This is a genomic window from Angustibacter aerolatus, from assembly GCF_054776675.1.
In genome coordinates this window covers 1-2,335 of record NZ_BAAHBM010000169.1, presented here as the reverse complement: position 1 = coordinate 2,335, position 2,335 = coordinate 1, and the positions used below count along the sequence as shown (strand labels likewise).

The following is a 2,335-nucleotide window of genomic DNA, read 5'->3' as shown; positions in this document are numbered from 1 at the left end:
CGCGACCGGCACCAGCGGCAGGGCGTCGCCGCCGTCGGCCGCGACCTCGACCCGGCGCGCGGCGGCGGGGTCGGCGGCCAGCTCGAGCACCCGGTCGGCGAGCGGGCCGGGCTGCACGTGCCGCCGCGACGGGTCGAGCGGCAGGCTGGCCAGGAGCAGGGCGGGCAGCGACGACCGCTCGTCGGTCGGCGTCGGCGCGTGCACCACGGCGGGCGCGGCGCCGTCGTGCGGCAGCGCCCACAGCACCGACCATCCGGTCGCCGACTGCTCCTCGACGGGCCGGTCGGCGAGCAGCCCGGCGAGCTCGCCCGGCGTCCACCGGCCGGAGCGGCGCACCACCCGCCAGCGCGACGTCGCCTCGCGCAGCACCCGCACGCCCGAGCCGTCGTCGACCCGCACCTCGGCGAGCGCGGGCAGCGCCAGCAGCACCGCGTCGTCGAGCCGGGCCAGCTGCTCGTGCACGACGTCGACGGCGAGCGCGTCGCGCAGCGGCAGCACCACCGCGGTGTCGAAGCCGGACGGCGGGGCGCCCTCGGCCTCGAACGGCAGCCGCAGCACCGGTACGTGGCCGCCGCGGCGTCGCACCTCGGCCGCCAGCTCGGGCCGGTCGGCCGCCACCTCGGCGACCACGGCCGCGGTGTCGTCGCGCGAGAACCGGACGCCGCCGCTGCGCGAGAGCACCACCGGCTCGTCGGTGACGGCGAGCACCGCGGCGAAGCCGACCCCGAACCGGCCGACCTGCTCGCCACCCGCGTCGCGCTTGGCGGACGCCCGCAGCGTGGCCAGCGACTCGACCCCGGCGGCGTCCAGCGGGGCGCCGGTGTTGGCCGCCACCAGCACGTCGTCGTGCAGCGTCAGCTGCAGCACGCCCGGCACGCCGGCCCGGGCCGCCGCGTCGGCGGCGTTCTGCGCGAGCTCGACGACCAGCCGGTCGCGGTACCCGCCGAGGGCGAGGTCCTGCTCGGCGTTCGCGTCCTCGCGCAGCCGCACCGGCGCCGCCGCCCACGACGCGAGCACCCGCTCGCGCACCCGGGCGACGCCGAACGGGTCGCTCACTCCGGCGCGGGGTCCGACCGCGGCTCGGTGGGCGCGCCGCCCTCGGCGGGCAGCACGTGCTCGACCGCGTCGTCGCCACCGGGCGAGTCGAGCTCGACGCCGACGTCGCCCGGCTCGGCGGCGGGCTCCTCGGGCGCCGGCGGCTCCGGCGACACCTCGGGCTCGACCTGCTGCTCGGGCGGCACCTCGGCGCCGGCCGGCTCGGCGGCGGGCTCGTCGTCCGCGGGCTCGTCGGTCACCGGCTCCACCTCCGGTGCGGGGTGCGCGACCTCGGTCTCGTCGTCGACGCCCTCGCCGGCGGCGTCGCCCGCGTCGTCGCCGCCGGACGGCGCGTCGTCGGCCTGCGCGACGGGGGTGAGCACCTCGAGCTCGAGGTCGTGCACCTCGTCGAGCACGGGCGCGTCGACGCGCTCGGGCTCGACCTCGACGTCGGCCTCGCTGTGCGCGCCGCACCCGTGGTCGAGGCTCACGACCTGACCGTCGGACGGCGACCACTCGCCGGCGCACACGCCGAACGCCTGCCGCAGCGCACCGGCCATCGGCACGAACCAGCCGCAGCTGCTGCAGCGCGCGGGCGCCGCCTCGGCGTGCGGGTCGCGCGGGCCGTGGCGGCCCTCGTACCAGCGCTGCGCGGCGTCCTCGCGACCCTCGAGCGAGAGCACGCGCGGCCGGCCGAGACCCAGCTCCCAGAAGGCCATCTGGTCGACGTCGTCGTCGCCGGTGGCCTCGAAGCCCTCCTCGAGGCGCGGGTCGTCGACGCGCTTGGGCAGCACCATGCCGGGGGCGAGGTCGCCGGGCGCGATGCGGTCGGCCCACGGCACCCAGGTCGGCGACACGATGGAGTCGTCGCCCGGCAGCAGGTGCACCTCGCTGACCGTGGCGGTGCGCGAGCGCGGCACCCGAGCCAGCGTGACCGCCCAGTGCCAGCCGCGGTAGCCGGGCGCCGTCGACGCGAAGAAGTGGGTCAGCGTGCGGTCGCCGTCGACCTCGTGGCCGAGCGGCTCGCCGACGCTGCCGTCGGCGGCCGCGTCGTCGGCGGCCTCGCGCGCCAGGTCGACGGCCGCCACGAGGACGGCGTCGGGCGTGGTGGCGCGGGGACGGCGGGCGGTCTGCGTGTCGGGCACCGGAGCATCATCGCGCACCCGGGCCGGTCCTCGCTCGACGGTCGGTGCGCTCGGGCAGGATGACGTCGTGGCCGACCCCACCGAGCACGCGCGCCGGCGCCCGCCGTCCGGCGAGCAGGCGCGTCGGGCCGGCCGCCGCACGCTCGCCGGCGCCC

Annotated in this window: 2 protein-coding genes; both read right to left on the bottom strand. The window is 79.3% G+C overall.

Annotated features, from left to right (window positions below):
• A partial coding sequence (locus ACYVI6_RS18510) for a sacsin N-terminal ATP-binding-like domain-containing protein (RefSeq protein WP_460447765.1) occupies positions 1–1,056 on the bottom strand: 1,056 nt, incomplete at its 3' end.
• Positions 1,053–2,180 carry a DUF3027 domain-containing protein gene (locus tag ACYVI6_RS18505; RefSeq protein WP_460447764.1) on the bottom strand — a complete coding sequence of 376 codons (1,128 nt, stop codon included), beginning with the start codon at positions 2,178–2,180 and terminating at the stop codon, positions 1,053–1,055. The genes ACYVI6_RS18510 and ACYVI6_RS18505, both read right to left, overlap by 4 nt.
• Between the last annotated feature and the right edge of the window lie 155 nt (positions 2,181–2,335).